Annotated in this window: 16 protein-coding genes; all 16 read right to left on the reverse strand. The window is 52.0% G+C overall.

Annotated elements, in window-relative coordinates:
* Positions 1-32: 32 nt before the first annotated feature.
* Entirely contained in the window at positions 33-656 is a 624-nt protein-coding gene (locus BR04_RS10885; protein WP_496356038.1) for a PilX N-terminal domain-containing pilus assembly protein, read from the reverse strand.
* 385 nt (positions 657-1,041) lie between these two features.
* Positions 1,042-1,518 carry a type IV pilus modification PilV family protein gene (locus BR04_RS10890; protein WP_496356039.1) on the reverse strand — a complete coding sequence of 159 codons (477 nt, stop codon included), beginning with the start codon at positions 1,516-1,518 and terminating at the stop codon, positions 1,042-1,044.
* Positions 1,515-2,153, reverse strand: a complete 639-nt coding sequence (locus BR04_RS10895) for a PulJ/GspJ family protein (protein ID WP_496356040.1) — start codon at positions 2,151-2,153, stop codon at positions 1,515-1,517. Before BR04_RS10895 ends, BR04_RS10890 begins: the two co-directional genes overlap by 4 nt.
* A gap of 12 nt (positions 2,154-2,165) precedes the next feature.
* Positions 2,166-2,669, reverse strand: coding sequence for a GspH/FimT family pseudopilin (locus BR04_RS10900; protein ID WP_496356041.1), 504 nt, complete (start codon positions 2,667-2,669; stop codon positions 2,166-2,168).
* A gap of 378 nt (positions 2,670-3,047) precedes the next feature.
* Entirely contained in the window at positions 3,048-4,223 is a 1,176-nt protein-coding gene (locus BR04_RS10905; RefSeq protein WP_496356042.1) for a type IV pilus twitching motility protein PilT, read from the reverse strand.
* 257 nt (positions 4,224-4,480) lie between these two features.
* Complete coding sequence (locus BR04_RS10910; protein WP_496356043.1) at positions 4,481-4,624, reverse strand: hypothetical protein; 144 nt, start codon at positions 4,622-4,624, stop codon at positions 4,481-4,483.
* Positions 4,625-4,677: 53 nt separating this feature from the next.
* Complete coding sequence (locus tag BR04_RS10915; RefSeq protein WP_496356044.1) at positions 4,678-5,529, reverse strand: UbiA family prenyltransferase; 852 nt, start codon at positions 5,527-5,529, stop codon at positions 4,678-4,680.
* A gap of 41 nt (positions 5,530-5,570) precedes the next feature.
* Positions 5,571-7,979 carry a pilus assembly PilX N-terminal domain-containing protein gene (locus tag BR04_RS10920; protein ID WP_496356045.1) on the reverse strand — a complete coding sequence of 803 codons (2,409 nt, stop codon included), beginning with the start codon at positions 7,977-7,979 and terminating at the stop codon, positions 5,571-5,573.
* Positions 7,976-8,590, reverse strand: a complete 615-nt coding sequence (locus BR04_RS10925) for a prepilin-type N-terminal cleavage/methylation domain-containing protein (RefSeq protein WP_496356046.1) — start codon at positions 8,588-8,590, stop codon at positions 7,976-7,978. Before BR04_RS10925 ends, BR04_RS10920 begins: the two co-directional genes overlap by 4 nt.
* A 25-nt stretch (positions 8,591-8,615) precedes the next feature.
* Positions 8,616-9,071 carry a type II secretion system protein gene (locus BR04_RS10930; protein ID WP_496356047.1) on the reverse strand — a complete coding sequence of 152 codons (456 nt, stop codon included), beginning with the start codon at positions 9,069-9,071 and terminating at the stop codon, positions 8,616-8,618.
* Positions 9,068-9,517 (reverse strand): pilus assembly FimT family protein, encoded by a 450-nt coding sequence (locus BR04_RS10935; protein ID WP_496356048.1) that lies wholly within the window; start codon positions 9,515-9,517, stop codon positions 9,068-9,070. Before BR04_RS10935 ends, BR04_RS10930 begins: the two co-directional genes overlap by 4 nt.
* Complete coding sequence (locus tag BR04_RS10940; RefSeq protein ID WP_496356049.1) at positions 9,517-10,728, reverse strand: type II secretion system F family protein; 1,212 nt, start codon at positions 10,726-10,728, stop codon at positions 9,517-9,519. The genes BR04_RS10935 and BR04_RS10940 overlap by 1 nt, the downstream gene beginning before the upstream one ends.
* Position 10,729: 1 nt before the next feature.
* The gene (locus BR04_RS10945) at positions 10,730-12,448 is read right to left on the reverse strand and encodes a GspE/PulE family protein (RefSeq protein WP_496356050.1); all 1,719 of its coding nucleotides are present in this window, start codon (positions 12,446-12,448) and stop codon (positions 10,730-10,732) included.
* A gap of 5 nt (positions 12,449-12,453) precedes the next feature.
* Positions 12,454-14,133: an AAA family ATPase gene (locus BR04_RS10950; RefSeq protein WP_496356051.1), complete on the reverse strand. Its 1,680-nt coding sequence runs from the start codon at positions 14,131-14,133 to the stop codon at positions 12,454-12,456.
* Between the two features lie 36 nt (positions 14,134-14,169).
* Positions 14,170-15,243: an RNA-guided endonuclease InsQ/TnpB family protein gene (locus BR04_RS10955; RefSeq protein ID WP_496356052.1), complete on the reverse strand. Its 1,074-nt coding sequence runs from the start codon at positions 15,241-15,243 to the stop codon at positions 14,170-14,172.
* The coding region (locus tag BR04_RS10960; RefSeq protein WP_496356053.1) for a recombinase family protein at positions 15,155-15,517 on the reverse strand (363 nt) is incomplete at its 5' end. The genes BR04_RS10960 and BR04_RS10955, both read right to left, overlap by 89 nt.

Consider the following 15,517-nt stretch of genomic DNA (forward strand, 5'->3'; position numbering starts at 1 on the left):
CAGAAAAAAAGAGGAAAACAGGCGGGTATCCGTTACTGTTTCCGGAGAAGACTCGTTTCCAGAAAACGGACGTTCCCCCTTCCGTCCTCATATTCAGAAAAAACCATATATTCATGAAAAACAGCGGAGCCGATATCCTGGGAGCCCACACCGGATGGCCCCAGATCTACCACCAGCACCCGCCCCCGGCCTTCACCCAGAAATGGAAAAATATCGGAATCTTCAAAAACCGATACCTTTCCGGAATCATTGGCGGGCCAGTTTTTCACAAAGGCCATTATTTCTTTATCTTCAAGAATACTGAAAACCTTCTGTGCTGGCACCGCCTCGTCCAAAAAGCCCCGTGCCTCCTGCTCCGTATGCATCCACTGCGGACGGGAAGGGCTTTCCCTCAGCAGCTTATCCGAATCCATATCCCGGAGATTCTGGGTTACGTAAAGTCCCTGAGCCTCTACCCTGTGCAGCAGCGTTCGGGAAACCCTGTCGTTTCCTGAAACACGGATATCCATGGTGGCAAAATAGAGAAGGCCGAAGCCGGAGAGGGTCATGAGGGTAAGAATCAGGAGGGTGGTAATGATGGCGATGCCCTCTTCTGAAGACAGAAACAGGGGCTTTGCTTCTGGCACTGAACCTGAAAAAAATCGTTTTTCTGGCATATCGAAAGCCTTTTCACTATAAAATTAAATCTGATTACCACCCTGGCTCAGCCATGCAGCATTGAACCCATCGTTCCCACGCTCCAGCGTGGGAATGCATCTTGAGACGCTCCAGCGTCTTAAATCCCGGAACACTGTCATGCCCCAAACGCTTGTATGGCATTCAGAAACCGGATGTGCTCCATGTTTGGGTCTGGATCATCCCGGCGCTTCGGCAATACCCGGTTCCTGGAGAAGAAATTCCCGAGGATACTGGCTCTGGGCGCAGGAGCGCCCGGTATTGCGTTCCCACGCTGGAGCATGGGAACGATAGCTGAGCTGAGGTAAGGAGGTAATCAAAAAATTATATACGTGCTCTTACCCCCCCCACTCCTGCGCCCAATGTTCACATCACATCGGTCTTTAAAAGATCAAAACGCAGACGCCGCAACTGTCCCCGATCTTCCCACTGCACTTCCATACGCACCATGGCTGTGCCCTCAAGTACACTTCCTGGGGCACCGGGAGCCACATTCCAGTACAGACGATAGGTACGGTTAGCATCTCCAGCCGCGACACCCTCCCCATCCCAGCCACCTTCTGCTTCGGGTGGAAAAACATTCAGCCTGTCCAGGGTACGATAGGGCTGGGCAAGGCCGGAAAAAAGAGCGTTCATGGGAGCATTCTGAAACCGTTCCAGCTCCTGGGAAGCCAGGGCAGCAGCCTCCGTCAGAACGGCAGACCGGCCAGCAGCGCGGATACTCTGAACCTGCACGGAAAAAATGGCCATTCCCACAACACAGAGAAGAAAGAGGGCGATCAGGAGTTCAATCAGCGTGAACCCCTCCGATGTTCCCACAAAGAAAGTGCTCTTTTTTTTCATGACCCGATTCCCAGATTCCGGCATTTTACGGTGGTGACAAGATCCACACTTTCCTCCCCGCCCTTGCGATCCTTATAAACCGCCCCAAGCTCAATGCGGACGGCCCGGATACGGGCATACTCTTCAGGCTTAAGCGAAGGAAGAACATTCTGATGACGATCCAGATACACAAAATTCAGGCGGGCATCGGAAAGGATAATACTTGTGGAACCTTGGGATGCCAGCGTCTTGCGCTCCTTGCGGCGCAGCCCCTTGTCATTGGCATCAATATAATAATCAAGGCATTTCCAGTCCTTTTCTTCCCAGACCCCGTTTTTATCCTCTGCATCCTCCTGCCTGAAAGAAAAGGCAAAATGTGTGGCGCTGGCAAAAACCACTCCCACAACAGGTTCAGAAGAACTGGTCGGATTAAACCCCGCCATCCGGAATTCGTCTTCCATCCACCCCAGAACCGTACGAACCTGCTGCTGGGTATCCACCTTTGCCTTCTGCTGCATATGCATATCCATGTGCCGCATGAACTGTATGCTGAGCATCCCTCCCAGCACCGCCATAATCCCCATGGCAACGACAAGTTCAATCAAAGTAAACCCGGCCCCGGCCCAAACGCCCGTCCCTCTTTTTCGGCCTTCCATTTCCCGGACTCCTTACCCTGCACTCACCGCATCAATTTTGATATGACCTGGGCTGGACACCACAATTTTCTTTCTTCCCCCCCCACCTTCAAAGGCCAGGGTTCCCCAATGGGTTGTCATTCCCCGATGGTTGAATACATAGGCCTTTTTATTGCTGCCTTCCCCTATGTCCAGAATCCGGATGGCATTGGAAAGGGCAAAGGTTCGCAGAATCGTATCGCCTTCATCCAGCTTTTTACTTTTATCCGCATCCAGAAAAACCGTTACCGTATCCCCTTCCACAGAAAGCCCCACATCCCTGCCCTGACGTATGGCTTCAGACTTGGTAAAAATGAAGATGCTGTACAGCTCCATGGAGGCCGACTGAAAACGATGCCGCTGCACCTGTTCCTGAAACTTCGGGACAGCGATGCCGCCCAATATCGCAAAAACAGCCATTGCGATAATCAGCTCCATCAGAGTAAGCCCCTGATCGCCCATCAAACAACGGGACTGATACCTGGATTTCTTATACATTTTCACTCCCCCATGAAAATTTTATCCGAATGCCTTGCGGCAGGCCCACATCGCCAAAACATACATGCGAAACGGAATCTCTCCCAACCGAGTCTTCAAAAAAAGAAACGGCACAGAACAACTCCATGAAATCAATAAAAATTAATCATTCATGGATAAGACATTCTGGAAACCCTGAAAAAAATAATGCTGAACCTATAAAGAAAAAAATCGTAGACATCAAGGGAAAAATGAAAAAACGTCCAAAACCATAAACACACCGCATACAAAATACTCGCTCCCACATTGAAAACAAAAACCCAACATCCCCATTTAAAAACGGAGAATGTTGGGTTTTCAGTTCTTTTGTATTCACAGCGCCGGGGCGCGGCAAAGACTTTAGAGGTTTTTCAACACATCGGACAGGGAAAGTCCGTCCTCATCAATTTCGTAAGCATCACCGGGCGAGCGGATTTCTCCCGAACCCGGAGCAAAAGTCTTCCCCTCTGGCAGGGGAGACGGTGCTCTGGACACTTCAGGTCTGAAAGGACTCCCGGTCTCCGCCAGAAGACGTGAAGCATGCAAAGGTTCCTGCACCTCTTCCAGAGAAGGACGGAAAATCCGGAAAGGAGGTGTCAGGTTTTTCTGCTGGCGCAGGTAGTCTCTGCGATATTGTTCCTGGGTCATCATCCCGCCATCCTTACCCATCTGCATGGCGCTTTCAATCTGGGAAAAACGATTTTCCCGGATCAGCCCTTTCACCCCCGAAGTCCCCCGGAGAAGCGACAGCACCGGCACCCGGAACCCCATACCCGACTCCTTTTCCAGCTGCTGCACCACCAGAAGTGCCAGGGTGGAAGCCAGCTGGTTTCTCACAAGATCCTGAATTTCCGGCTGAAAAGAGTTGCAGATACGGTAAAGGGCATCCTCGGAGTGGGTGGCATGGAGGCTGGCGATGACGAGATGCCCGGACTCCACGGCGTTCAGAGTCAGGCGGATGGTTTCCGGCTCCCGAAGCTCGCCCACCACAATGACGTCCGGATCCTGACGCAGCACATCCCGAAGCCCCTGGTCAAAGGAGGGCATATGGGTACCCAGCTCCCTCTGCTCCACATAGGATTTTGCCGAGGAAAAACGGTATTCGATGGGATCTTCCAGGGTAACGATGTGTTCACTCCGGGTATGGTTGATCTCGTCCACCATGGCGGCGATGGTGGTGGATTTTCCTGATCCCGTGGAACCACAGATCAGAACCAGTCCCTTGGGCAGACGGCAGGCTTCCCGAATGAGGGGATGGAGATTGAGCTGGCTGAGGGTGGGCGGATGACCGGGCAGAAGCCGGATGGAAAAACTCAAGCCCCTGGAGGTGGAAAAGACATGGATGCGTACCCGAACCCCCTGCATGGAACGGGCAAGATCCACAGAAAAACGGGCCTGAAGGATGGCCTTTTCCCTGGATGTCAGCAGGCTTTCCGCAAAGGTGTCCAGCTGGCCGGGGGAGAACCGGATTTCCGGCTGGAAACCGATTCTGCCCTCTTTGCGAAACACCAGGGGGTGCCCGCCCGTCAGATGCACATCGGAATATCCGGACTGCATGGTTGTTTGAATGAGAGTTTCGAAATTTTCCATACCGTAAAAAAAGAGACGGGCCCTTTTTTTCCTCCTGTTTGTTAATGCGTGATGTCCTCTTTGCGGATCAACAGGTCAAATCCCTTCTCCCCAGCCGCAAGAACAGCCTCCACCGTCTCCGGAGTCAGGCGGGTGATCTGGGCAATGTCTGCGGGCTGCATGTTGAATTTCCTGAGATTCAGGATGGTTTCAAATTTTTCCCTTTACATGCCCTTTTCCATGCCCTTTTCCATGCCCTTTTCCATGCCCTTTTCCATGCCCTTTTCCATGCCCTGAGCCATGCCCTGAGCCATGCCCTGAGCCATGCCTTCCGTACGGCCTTTTTCCCGGATGTATTCTGCCAGCATATGGGTTTCCTCCTGCTCTGTGATTTCCCTGAAAAAACGTGACGCTTTTTCTCTCAGCAAGACATCAGCCACCCAGCCAGCAGCAGTATGCCTCCTGCAATAACACCAATGGAAATATATCGAACCATTTTTTCCGACGACCAAAAACAACTCGCCGTGCAGCACGCTGCGCAGAGGAGAAAAAATACAGCAATATGTGTGGCATACACAGCCATGGCTGCTGCCACAAAACCCAACACGCCAAAAACAGCGGCAGTTCTTTTGCCGAAGACCACGGCAAAGGTTCTGTCTTTACTGATCTTGTCTGCGGTATGATCGGCAATGGTACTGTAGGCATGAAAACCCATGAGAGAAAAACAGAACACATAGGCCTGTGACGGCAATCCAAAGCCCTGCCCCGTAAAACTGTAACCCATGCCGACGGGAGCAAGCACACCGATGATACCGCTGGCAATGGAGTCCATGGGTGGGCGGGTTTTTAAGCGCCATGGAGGGGCTGAGTAGCAGAAAGCCAGCACAAAAAAACTCAACGTATAAAATCCATTAACAACATTCAGGGTGAAAAGGGAAGAAAGGGTCAGAGCAAAGGCACCTCCCGCAGCCCCCACAGCGGCAAGCCTGTGGTCAGGGATGGCAAGGCGTATGCCATCCAGACCCTTTTTTCTGGGATTGATGCCATCCGATACATGATCATAGATGTCATTTACACCGAAAACAAAGAGACAGGCCGGAAAAGAGAGTGCAATGGCCTGCAAAAGCATGGGCAGGGTCAGGAAAAAGGATGCGTCCCCCCCATACACCACGCCCATAAAAAAGATCAGGGGGAAGGCAGGCCAGAAAACAGGACGGCTCATGCTCAGAAGAAGGCCGGTTTTCTTCCAGAAAAAACCTGATGAATTTTCCAAATATCCCCCTTAGCAGCAAAAAAGCATCCGTCTCCCTTTTCTCAATACATCAGTGGAGAAGACAGGCCGCTCCGGGTGCCGGTACGCACCCCACCCTTCAGCCTTACTGCAAAATCGTCAAAATATGTATTCCCATCCATGCCCTCTCCTGCTGTCCAAAGCCCAAGCTCCTGTCGGTTGAAATTCTCAAACCCGCTGGTGGTAAACAGCTTTGTTTCGATAATGGCATTCGGCTCTTCAGCACTGCCTGTAAGCGTGAAGGAACTGCTGAATGACGAATTTATTGTCCAGCCCCGGATGAGGGTAAAATGATCCCGTGCCTTGATATCATTCTTTTCTTCTTCCGTTCCATCCTGCAAGACCCCAGCCCATCCCTCATCCGGCGGCCATTTGACGTCTTCCGGACTGATGGAAGAGGCCCGTCTCGGATTGGCGCGTCTGTCTGTGTCCAGAGGAGAACCGTCCGGTGTGCCGCCCTGATTATGGGTATCTCCCACATAGACCCGGATATGGTTGACAGGGCTATTGTTCTCCAGCTTTTCCTCGACCCTTACCAAAAGGGTGGTCCAGTCCTTGATGTGGCGGTTGTTTACTCCGGTCAGAATATCCGTGAGGGCATAATCGAATTTTGGAGCATTATTGTTCGGTTTAGGCCTATACACATTTAAATGGTCATGATTTGAGAAATCACCTTCTCTGTCACTGACAAAAACATCTTTTCCATCTACGCTATCCACATAGGCCCTTCCCCCTGAATTTGTACCCTGAACAATATCACCAACTTGAATTCCATGACTATAATCTTTTTTAAATCGAATACGCTCGCTGTTTTCATTCCAAGAACGAATTTCACTAGTGGTAAATTTTAATTCATAAAAATCAAATTCTTCATCTCTTTCAAAAGACGAGTAAATGCTTGAACAGGAAAGCTCACCACGGCCACCACTTACCGGCGTTACCGACTCTACATGGGCACGGGCACGGCTAACTTCACCTATAATAAAAAAATTATTTTTATTGGAGAAAAAATTACTGCTATCTTCCTTATAATAAAGCGTCAGCAGATTCTTATAGGCAATCCAGTTCATACCCAAAGTTATATTATTTTCTGTCTTTTCCTTTCTCCACAAAACAATCAATGGCCGGTGATTAACCGGTACAACAACACCTTGTATTCCATCATCGCTTCCTTCACTCCTAAGTAAAGAAACGCCAAGCATTGAATAATTTTTCCAATCTGACTCTTCCAACTCCGCACGAAAAAGCAATCCTGCCATATAATAATTTTGAGATGGTAACTTCATTTTAACTTGAGTATCATAACTCAAAGTACGATTACTTCCCAGCCAAGCCCCACGGAAATCTCCTAAACTTTCAGATTTTCGGCTTAAAAAACTATATTGAAAACCTTGAGCCGAATATGTCCGATAAAGTTCTAAAGCATTATTACCACCAATAGACATCACTCTATAGGTACCACGCTTATTTTCCCAACCACTATCCGCATTCCCCGGGTTAACTCCATCAGAAAAGGTATCCACAGAGGTGGTCTCATCAAAGGTGCCGGAACCCCGCACAAGATCCACAGGCGCTATAAATGTCAATCTCCTGCTGGCATTCCCAACGGTTCCCCTGCTCTCCACCCGGAAAAAATTCTGGGGGATGATGATTGTGTCCGTGGTCACTGTGAATGGCGTATTATCCAGAGGATTTTGCGAATTCCGGACACCGTACAAGGTGGTGGAATTACCGTCTGCCCGATAATCATACTGATAAATAAAGGGGTTGCCCTGTATGGCAAATTTGCCGTTGCGTTCGGGCATGAAAAAACCTTCTGCATGTTTAGAATTCGCCAATGTCAGTGCCGAGCTGTCTGATCCCGGCGTGATGGTTTGTTTTGATTTGGGGCTGGCAAGTATGGTGACGGTGGTCCATTCCGGAATAACACGGGGCATACCATTTTCAAGGGTAAAAACATTGTTGGAAAAACTGGAAAAATCCATACGGATGCCATCGATCTCTATTCTTCCCGGATAGGGAGTGACAAAGCCTGATGGGGTTGCTCCCGGAAAACAGACGGGAATATTTTTATCATTTTTTTTTATTTCCTGACTTGTCACAAAGTGAAAAGGCGTAAGGGTAATCTCTATGGAGCCTTCCGCCAGATTTAAAGTACGCCCGTTAATGTCATGGGCTTCTTGGTTCTGCGCCCTGTCCCGTACACTGCCCTTTTCCTCCGTCACATGGTACAGTTCACTTGCAACGTACCTGAACCCGGATTCAGCCATATAAAAAGCATCTTTTGTCATCTTTCCGCTCACATGGGTCATACGGGAAGAGGATGTCATGGAAAACATGGCTATGCCCAGAATGGAAACAATAACCATGACTACAATGGTGCTTATGAGAAGAAATCCACTGTTGTCATCAAACCCAAATGCTTCTTTCATAAGCCCCCCCTGTGACAGACGGTGGATATGAAGCAGCCGCCATTACCGTTTTCACCCCCCCCGTTTTCCACGGGTTCGCCTCCCATATTGCCGTTATTTCTGGGATGAATCACAGAAGAAAATGTAAAATCAGTGCCCGCTCCCGAGCCTCTCATGGTGAGGGTGACACGTACATGGGACAACTCGGGTATGTTGTCCGACGAAGTCCAGGGATCTCCATCCCCTTTTCTGTAATCGAATCTCAGGAGGCTCACCTGATCTGCCAGGACATCGCCCTCTTTAAAGTCCGGTTTTGTACCCACGCTTCCTGTTGCCAGTCTGATTTCATTTTGAACCAACCCAATGGCTGTTGATCCAATAACCTTATCAAAAACAATGGAATCCTCCTTTGCGTCTGTAACCGGAGTTCGGATCGTGCGGAGTTCGGACACCTCCCTTGTAATTCTTTCCAGAGCCACCTGCGCTTTCCCTGCCACCACCGTATTATCCTTAACAAACAGATAGCCCTGAGTCATGGATACAATCCCGGTACCGGCAACAGCCGCCAGCACACCGACCAGGACAAGGGTGACAATGATTTCTATCAGGGTGAACCCATTTTCTGACTCCATGATATTCTCCTCTGGCATTTCCGGGCTACTCTGAAAACAAAGCCGTTATTTTCTGCTGTTCTGCAATATCTGCAATGGTAATCTTCAGGATATTTGTGGCATCTTCAGAAACTGATTCTGAACAGACATTCTTCTCACTGCAACTAAATGTAATAAATTTATTAAATATGACTTTATAAGAACCATATGCATTGGCATGTTCCCCTACGGATCCGACTGCGTCCCTGAAATCACCAAGCCCCTTATCTTCCTGAGAAAGAATTCTTTTATAATCAGCCGTGATATTGTCCATCACGCCAGACAGATTATATGTCTGCCGAATCCCCAGCAAGGTCATGCTGCTCTCAGAAAGGTTGCTTCTTGTAAAAATTACAAGCATCGTCCCCAAAATGGCAACCACCATAAGGGTGACAACCACCTCAATCAGGGTAAAACCAAAAGAAGAGAAAAAGGGAACTGTCCCCCTTTGATTCAGTGTCATGGAATAAACCCCGTATTGGGCGTAACAACAATGTTGCCGCCATTGGTTTGGATGGTGATTTTTTCCTTTCCGGGACTTCCGAAGGAATCAAAAATAACAGTCACGTCCTTTTCTATCCTGAGTTTTGAACCCTTACCACTGAAACGGACTGTATCGCTGTTCTCTCCCGGTATGGTGACACGGTTCTCCTGCCCTTCCCGGAAAAGATAGTATGAGTCCCCGGTAAAATCGATACCCCATTGGGCATCTGTGTTCATGGCCCTTATCTGAGCATATCGAAGATGGGTTTTAACCACTTCAATCTGGGATGTCAGATCGTAAGCATCCGTATTCGTCATCCTGACCGCCGCCACCGCCGCCAGTATCCCGAGAATCACCAGCACGGCGATGATCTCGATCATGGTGAAACCGGCCTGCCCTTTTGCGTGATTTGTGTTAGCTTCCATCATTTCACCATCTTTGTGAGATCCCACATGGGCAGAAAAATCGCTGCCGCGAAAAAGCCCACCACCACCGCCAGCCCCACCGTCAGAAGCGGCCCCACGGCGTCGGCAAGGCGCTTGGTGGCGTAGCCCACCTCGTCGTCATAGTGCACGGCCACTTCCTGCATCATCTCTTCCAGATTTCCGGATTCTTCACCGATAGCCACCATGTTCACCACCATGGGCGTAAAATACCGGGCTTCACTTAAAGGCCCGGCAATGCCCTTGCCTTCGCTCAGCTTTTCACCGATCTGCTCAAATTCATAGGCCACCGCCGCGTTACCGATGGCACCGGAAAGAATCTTCAGGGTATCCAGCACGGGAATGCCGCTGGCCTGGAGGATGGAAAAAATGCTGGCGAAACGGGACATGGCCGCCTTGGAAAAAAGCTTGCCAAAAAGAGGCAGGGCCAGAAGAAAGCGATCCCGCATCAGTCCCCCCGTTTCCGTCCGGAACCAGAAAACAAGCCCCAGAACCCCGCCCACGGAACCCAGAAGAAGAAAGGGCCAGAATGCTTCCAGAAAGGCGTAGAGGTTCAGGGCGATTTTTGTGGGCAGGGGCAGGTCGATCCCCACCTTCTCAAAGATGGAGACAAATTTGGGAATGACAAAGGTCAGCAGCACAAAAAAAGCCACCACCAGAAAGAGACTGACAATGATGGGATACTGCAAGGCACTTTTGATATCGGATTTAACCTTGTGCTCATGTTCGATGATATAGGTGAGACGCTCCAGCACCTGGGGCAGGCTCCCGCTCTGCTCTCCCGCCCGGATCATGTTGCAGTACAAGGGGGAAAAGACCGAAGGATGGCTGTGAAAAGCGTCAAAAAGACTGGCCCCTCCCCGGATGTCCCGGCCCATGGCGACAAAGACCAAACGGAGTCTGGCATTTTCCGTCTGTTTTTCCAGCACTTCCAGAATGCGCAGAATGCCGACCCCCGCCTTCAGCAGGGTGCGGAACTGCTTGGTAAACAAAATCAGTTCCTCGGCCTTCACCCCCATGAACCGCCCCAGCCCTTCGCCTCCACCACCGCTTCCGGCCAGGGCCTTCACGCCCATGGGAACGAGATCCTTCTCCAGCAGCATCCGCTCTGCGGCTTCGGGACTTTCCGCCTCCAGAATCCCCTTCAGTTTTTTCCCGGACTCATCCAGTGCCCTGTATGCATAGCGGCCCATATCACACCATCACCGCAGATGCGGCCTCCTCAAAGGTTGTTTTTCCGGCAAGAATCTTCTCCGCAGCGTCTTCCTTCAGACTTTTGAGTTTCCCCGCCTCCTGAAGTGTCCGGCTGATTTCCTTGGCAGACCGGTTCTGAAGAATCATCTCCTGAACATCTTCATCGTTGACCAGCACCTCATAAATCCCCACCCGGCCCTGATAGCCGGTCTGCATACAGTTGGGACAGCCCTTCCCTTTCATGAAGGTGCGGCCCTGATACCGGGACATCCCCCAGCTTTCCAGCACAGCCGCAGCCGGTTCATAAGGCTCGGCGCAGTGGGAACAGATGCGGCGCACAAGCCGCTGGGCAATGGTGGCCAGCATCACCGAAGACACCAGAAAAGGCTCCACCCCCATATCGAGAAAACGGGTGATGGCCCCTGCCGCATCATTGGTATGCACCGTGCTGAACACCCTGTGGCCGGTCAGTCCTGCCTGAACGGCGATGGAAGCCGTCTCCCCGTCCCGGATTTCTCCCACCATGACCACATCCGGATCCTGACGCAGAATGGAGCGCAGGCCACTGGCAAAGGTCATACCCGCCTTTTTGTTCAGCTGCACCTGGCGGATCTTGTCCACCCGGAATTCCACGGGATCTTCCAGGGTGATGATGTTGATGTCCGGCCTGTTGATTTCCTTGAGCATGGCGTAAAGACTGGTGCTCTTGCCGCTTCCCGTGGGGCCTGCGGCCAGAATCATGCCGTAGGGCTTGCGGATCACGGCCCGGATGGTTTCCTGGATACGGGCGTCCATACCGAGATTTTCCAGAGACTGCACGGCTGCGGACGTGTCGAGAATACGCATGACAATATTTTCACCATAGATGGTGGGCAGGCTGGAAACACGGATGTTGATTTCCTTCTGGCCCATGCGGATGGTGAAACGGCCATCCTGGGGGATACGGGATACGGCAATGTCCAGACCGGCCAGCACCTTAAGGCGGGAAACCGTGGGCAGAAAAAGACGCTGGGGCGGAGCCGGTACCTCAAAAAGCTTGCCATCCACCCGGAAACGAACCTGCACATGGTCTTTTTCCGGGCTGATATGCACGTCACTGGCCCGCTCCCGAACCGCCTGGGACAAGAGGGTGTTGACAAGCTTCACCACAGGCACATCCTCGGCCATGGCCTGAAGGGAGCTGACATCCAGATCCCGGGTGACGGGTGCGGTCTCAATCCCCGTTTCCGCATCCTCTTCGGCCACCTTTTCCCGGATTTCTTCCAGGGCGCCCACCAGACCGGAGCTGGCACCATACACGGCAGCCAGAAGCTGGTTGAACTCCTGCTCCGTGCAGATCACCACCTCCACCTCCAGATTGGTGAAGACCTCCAGGGCATCCAGCACATAGATATCCGTAGGATCCCGCAGGGCCATGACCAGAACAGAGCCTTTACGGGCCAGGGGAACAGCCTGATATTTCATGGCCTGACCGGTGGGCAGGTATTCGGCAAGGCTGGCATCCACGGGAAAAAGTTCCGGCACATAGCGACGGATACCGAGCTGGCGGGACACCACGGACACCATATCCTCTTCCCGAACCAGCCCTTCCCGCACCAGATACTCCCCCAGCTTCAGGCCGGACCGGGCCTGACCTTCCAGCACCTCATTGAGACGTTCCTGGGTGATCAGACCTTCTTCCACCAGCATTTCACCAAGCCGTTTACGCCTGCCTGCCATGGGGTTTACTCCCGTCTTTCAAGGGTACAGATCAGCTCCGGGTCGGCATAAAAGACCAGCCCCGTCTCCCAGGATCGGGGCAGGGGGGCCTCGCCGTCTTCCAGAACATCCTTCAGCCGCAACTGCCAGGCTTCCAGAGCCTGCCAGTCTTTAAAACAGGCATTGGGCACGATACGGAAACGCAAGCCCAGATCCTCCCGCCAGAAGGCAATGAGACGCAGGGGCAGATCCTCAGCATCGAATTTTTTCAAGGCCTTCCAGGCATCGGAAAGCGCTTCGGATTCATACAGCAGAAAAAAAGGGTACCGGGGCTGAGATGCCAGAGGCTGGGCCGGAAAAAAAAGACGCTCTCCGGGACGGAGACGGTTCAGGTTCCGGATACGGGGATTGGCCGCAGCCAGGGCTTTCACCTGCAAGGGGTTGGAAACCCCATACATCCGCCATATCATATCCGTTGCCATATCTCCGGGCTGCACCACAAGGCTGCCGAGAAGGGCCGGAGGCGGGCTGGCCTCTTCCCTGCCCCCTTCCTGCGGACTTCCTTCTTCCGGGTCTTTTTTGACCACCTCTTTTTTGACCGGGTCATTTTTTACGGAAGAGCCTTCCTTCAGCTCTCTTGCCGGATCGGCTGTTTCCCCGCCTTTTTCCGTCTCTCCTGCCTTCCCGTTGTCCTCCGGTGCCCCCTCTCCTGTTTCCCCATCGGAAAAAGATGGGGGGGAAACCCGAGCCACCTGAGGCTGTCCATTTTCCTGTGCCCGTCCGCTTTGCCCCCAGACGGCGTATCCCAGAGCCGAAAGCAGCAGCAGGTTCAAAACCAGCAGCCCGCCCAGCAGCCCGCCCTTTTTCGAAAAGGCAGGATGGACTTTTCCCTTCAGCCCGAGAGGCAGACGCTTTGCCGCCTGCCCCACCGTCTGCCATCCTGCTTTTTTACGATTCTGTACAAGAAGAAGCAGCAGGGTGTGGTGACAGAGGTGAATGATTTTTCGTGGGTGGCCTCCACTTTTCCGGTAAATCCCCCAGAGGGCGGCCAGACTGAAAAGCCCCGCATCCTCCCGGCCCGCCATGCGCAGACGGTGGCGGATCAGCCCGCAGGTATCCCGAAAGCCCAGGGGCTTCAGAAGATGACAGAGATGCACCCTGTCCATGAAATTTTCCGGCAGGCGTTTTTCCGATAAAAGCTCCGGCTGGCCCACCAGCGCCATCTGCACCAGCTTCTGGTGATTGGTTTCAAAATTGAGAAACTCCCGCAGCACTTCCGCGATATCGGGCTTCAGCTTCTGGGCCTCATCCAGCAGAAAAACGATGATACGCCCCTTTTCTCCGGCTTCCTTCAGAAAAAAGTCACAGAGGGCTTCTTTAAGATCGTCTTCGCTTTCCAGACCCGAAAGCCCGAGACCTGTGGCCACATGCCATAAAAAAGCCCGTACATCCCGAAAGGCGGGATCGGGCACAAAAACCATACGGATAGTGGGATCTTTGGAAAAAGCGGCGTAAAGATGGCGGCAGAGGGTGGTTTTTCCTGCGCCCACCTCTCCCAGAACAAGGTTTAAGCCCCGCCGCAACCTGAGACTCAGCTCAATCTGCTGCAAACAGTCCCGGTGAGGGGCGGAAAGGTAGAAAAAATCCGGATCCGGCGCATTGGAAAAGGGTTCCTGCTGCAATTCCAGAAGATGAAAATACCCCATTGTAAGCCGATCCTTTTTTCTTAATGTTCGCTAACATTAACTGCACACCGTTACCGGTGTGGACGAATCTGTCAAAGCTTTCAGCAGAACATTGAAAGCGCCTGTTACGTCCCGGTCTGCCCAAGACCCGTTGAGCAGCGGAATACGTTTTGCGCCACCGATATTCCGGACTTCTCCGGTCTGCGGGTGGGTTTTGCTGGTGTACTCTTCCGTGACATCCAGAACCGTCTTTCCACGCTGAGACGCTTTCCATTTCAGGAACATTTTAAAGCGGTAATGGGCAAAGGTCAGCATGGAGCGCACAGTTTTAGAGCGGATTTTTCGTTTGGTCTTTGAAGCCATGTCCTTTGTTTCAAAGGTAGGGAGAAGGATGCAGTCGAAATTGTCCGTCAGGAAACGGGCTGTTTTGTGATGCAGCTCGTCAATGAGGTTTTTGATTTTTTGCTGCATCCTGCGGATGGCCTTTGTCAGACTGCGCTTCTTCTGGCTGTTGTTTGAAAGACTGCGTTTTGAGAACAGTTTGTCCAGATGAAAACACAGTCTCTGGATTCTGCCAAGGTCTCCTTCTCCGATCTTTCCGGAGAAATCGGGAGAGTAAAAGGCCATGAAGGTTCGGACTCCGGGGTCTAAGGCAACAACACGTCCTTGGTTCTCGGATTGCGCTGTGCTGCACTTGTGCGGAATCGAAAGCCACCAGGCGTTGAACCGCCAGATCAGGCGGGAGTCCAGATGGTTTGCCGGAAGAGGTTCTGTGAAACGAAGTCCTTTCCCGGAGATTCTTGGGTAAATGCCTTTTTCGGAAATGGCGGATTTCGGGATGAAGCAGGATTGTTCAGGTTCTTTCCGGGAGCGGAATTTCGGCTCCCGGTTATCCGCTGCCCAGAAGGCTCCGCAGGCTTCTTTCACAGCCATGCCCTTGATCTGAAAAGGAACGGCATCGCACCAGGCGGGTAGCTGTTTGAGCAGGTCTTTTTTGACATCCATCCAGGAGGGCGTGAAATTCACGCAGGATTTCAGGTAGTCAAAGGTCTTGTTGAAGACATAGCGGCTCGCATCCGTCCAGCTCTTGAAGAGCTTCTTCTGTTCCGGGGATGGTTGGATCTTCTGCAATCTGGCTTCGGTATTTTCGGAGTCCGGGCATCCGGCAGGCGAAAACGTGCAGGATGGCAAGAAGATCCTGAGTAAGTTCCTGCTCGGGTGAGAGCTGAGTTTCGTCAAGAACCACGACTTCACCGCCGCCCGAACGGATAATCCACTCGATGAGATCGAATCCAAATCGGCATAGTCGGTCACGGTGGGCAGATACAACTGTGAGCTTGTCTCCCCGCATTGCGCGTTCCAGAAGGGAACGCAGACCTTTTCGTTTGAAATTGATTCCGCTTCC

This window comes from Desulfobotulus sapovorans DSM 2055 (genome assembly GCF_059569355.1).

Coding starts and splice junctions, on each gene's coding strand:
- BR04_RS10895 (WP_496356040.1), bottom strand. CDS start 2,153: ATGGAAGGCCGAAAAAGAGGGACGGGCGTTTGGGCCGGGGCCGGGTTT.
- BR04_RS10885 (WP_496356038.1), bottom strand. CDS start 656: ATGCCAGAAAAACGATTTTTTTCAGGTTCAGTGCCAGAAGCAAAGCCC.
- BR04_RS10950 (WP_496356051.1), bottom strand. CDS start 14,133: ATGGGGTATTTTCATCTTCTGGAATTGCAGCAGGAACCCTTTTCCAAT.
- BR04_RS10925 (WP_496356046.1), bottom strand. CDS start 8,590: ATGGAGTCAGAAAATGGGTTCACCCTGATAGAAATCATTGTCACCCTT.
- BR04_RS10910 (WP_496356043.1), bottom strand. CDS start 4,624: ATGCTGGCAGAATACATCCGGGAAAAAGGCCGTACGGAAGGCATGGCT.
- BR04_RS10900 (WP_496356041.1), bottom strand. CDS start 2,669: ATGTATAAGAAATCCAGGTATCAGTCCCGTTGTTTGATGGGCGATCAG.
- BR04_RS10940 (WP_496356049.1), bottom strand. CDS start 10,728: ATGGGCCGCTATGCATACAGGGCACTGGATGAGTCCGGGAAAAAACTG.
- BR04_RS10920 (WP_496356045.1), bottom strand. CDS start 7,979: ATGAAAGAAGCATTTGGGTTTGATGACAACAGTGGATTTCTTCTCATA.
- BR04_RS10890 (WP_496356039.1), bottom strand. CDS start 1,518: ATGAAAAAAAAGAGCACTTTCTTTGTGGGAACATCGGAGGGGTTCACG.
- BR04_RS10935 (WP_496356048.1), bottom strand. CDS start 9,517: ATGGAAGCTAACACAAATCACGCAAAAGGGCAGGCCGGTTTCACCATG.
- BR04_RS10945 (WP_496356050.1), bottom strand. CDS start 12,448: ATGGCAGGCAGGCGTAAACGGCTTGGTGAAATGCTGGTGGAAGAAGGT.
- BR04_RS10930 (WP_496356047.1), bottom strand. CDS start 9,071: ATGACACTGAATCAAAGGGGGACAGTTCCCTTTTTCTCTTCTTTTGGT.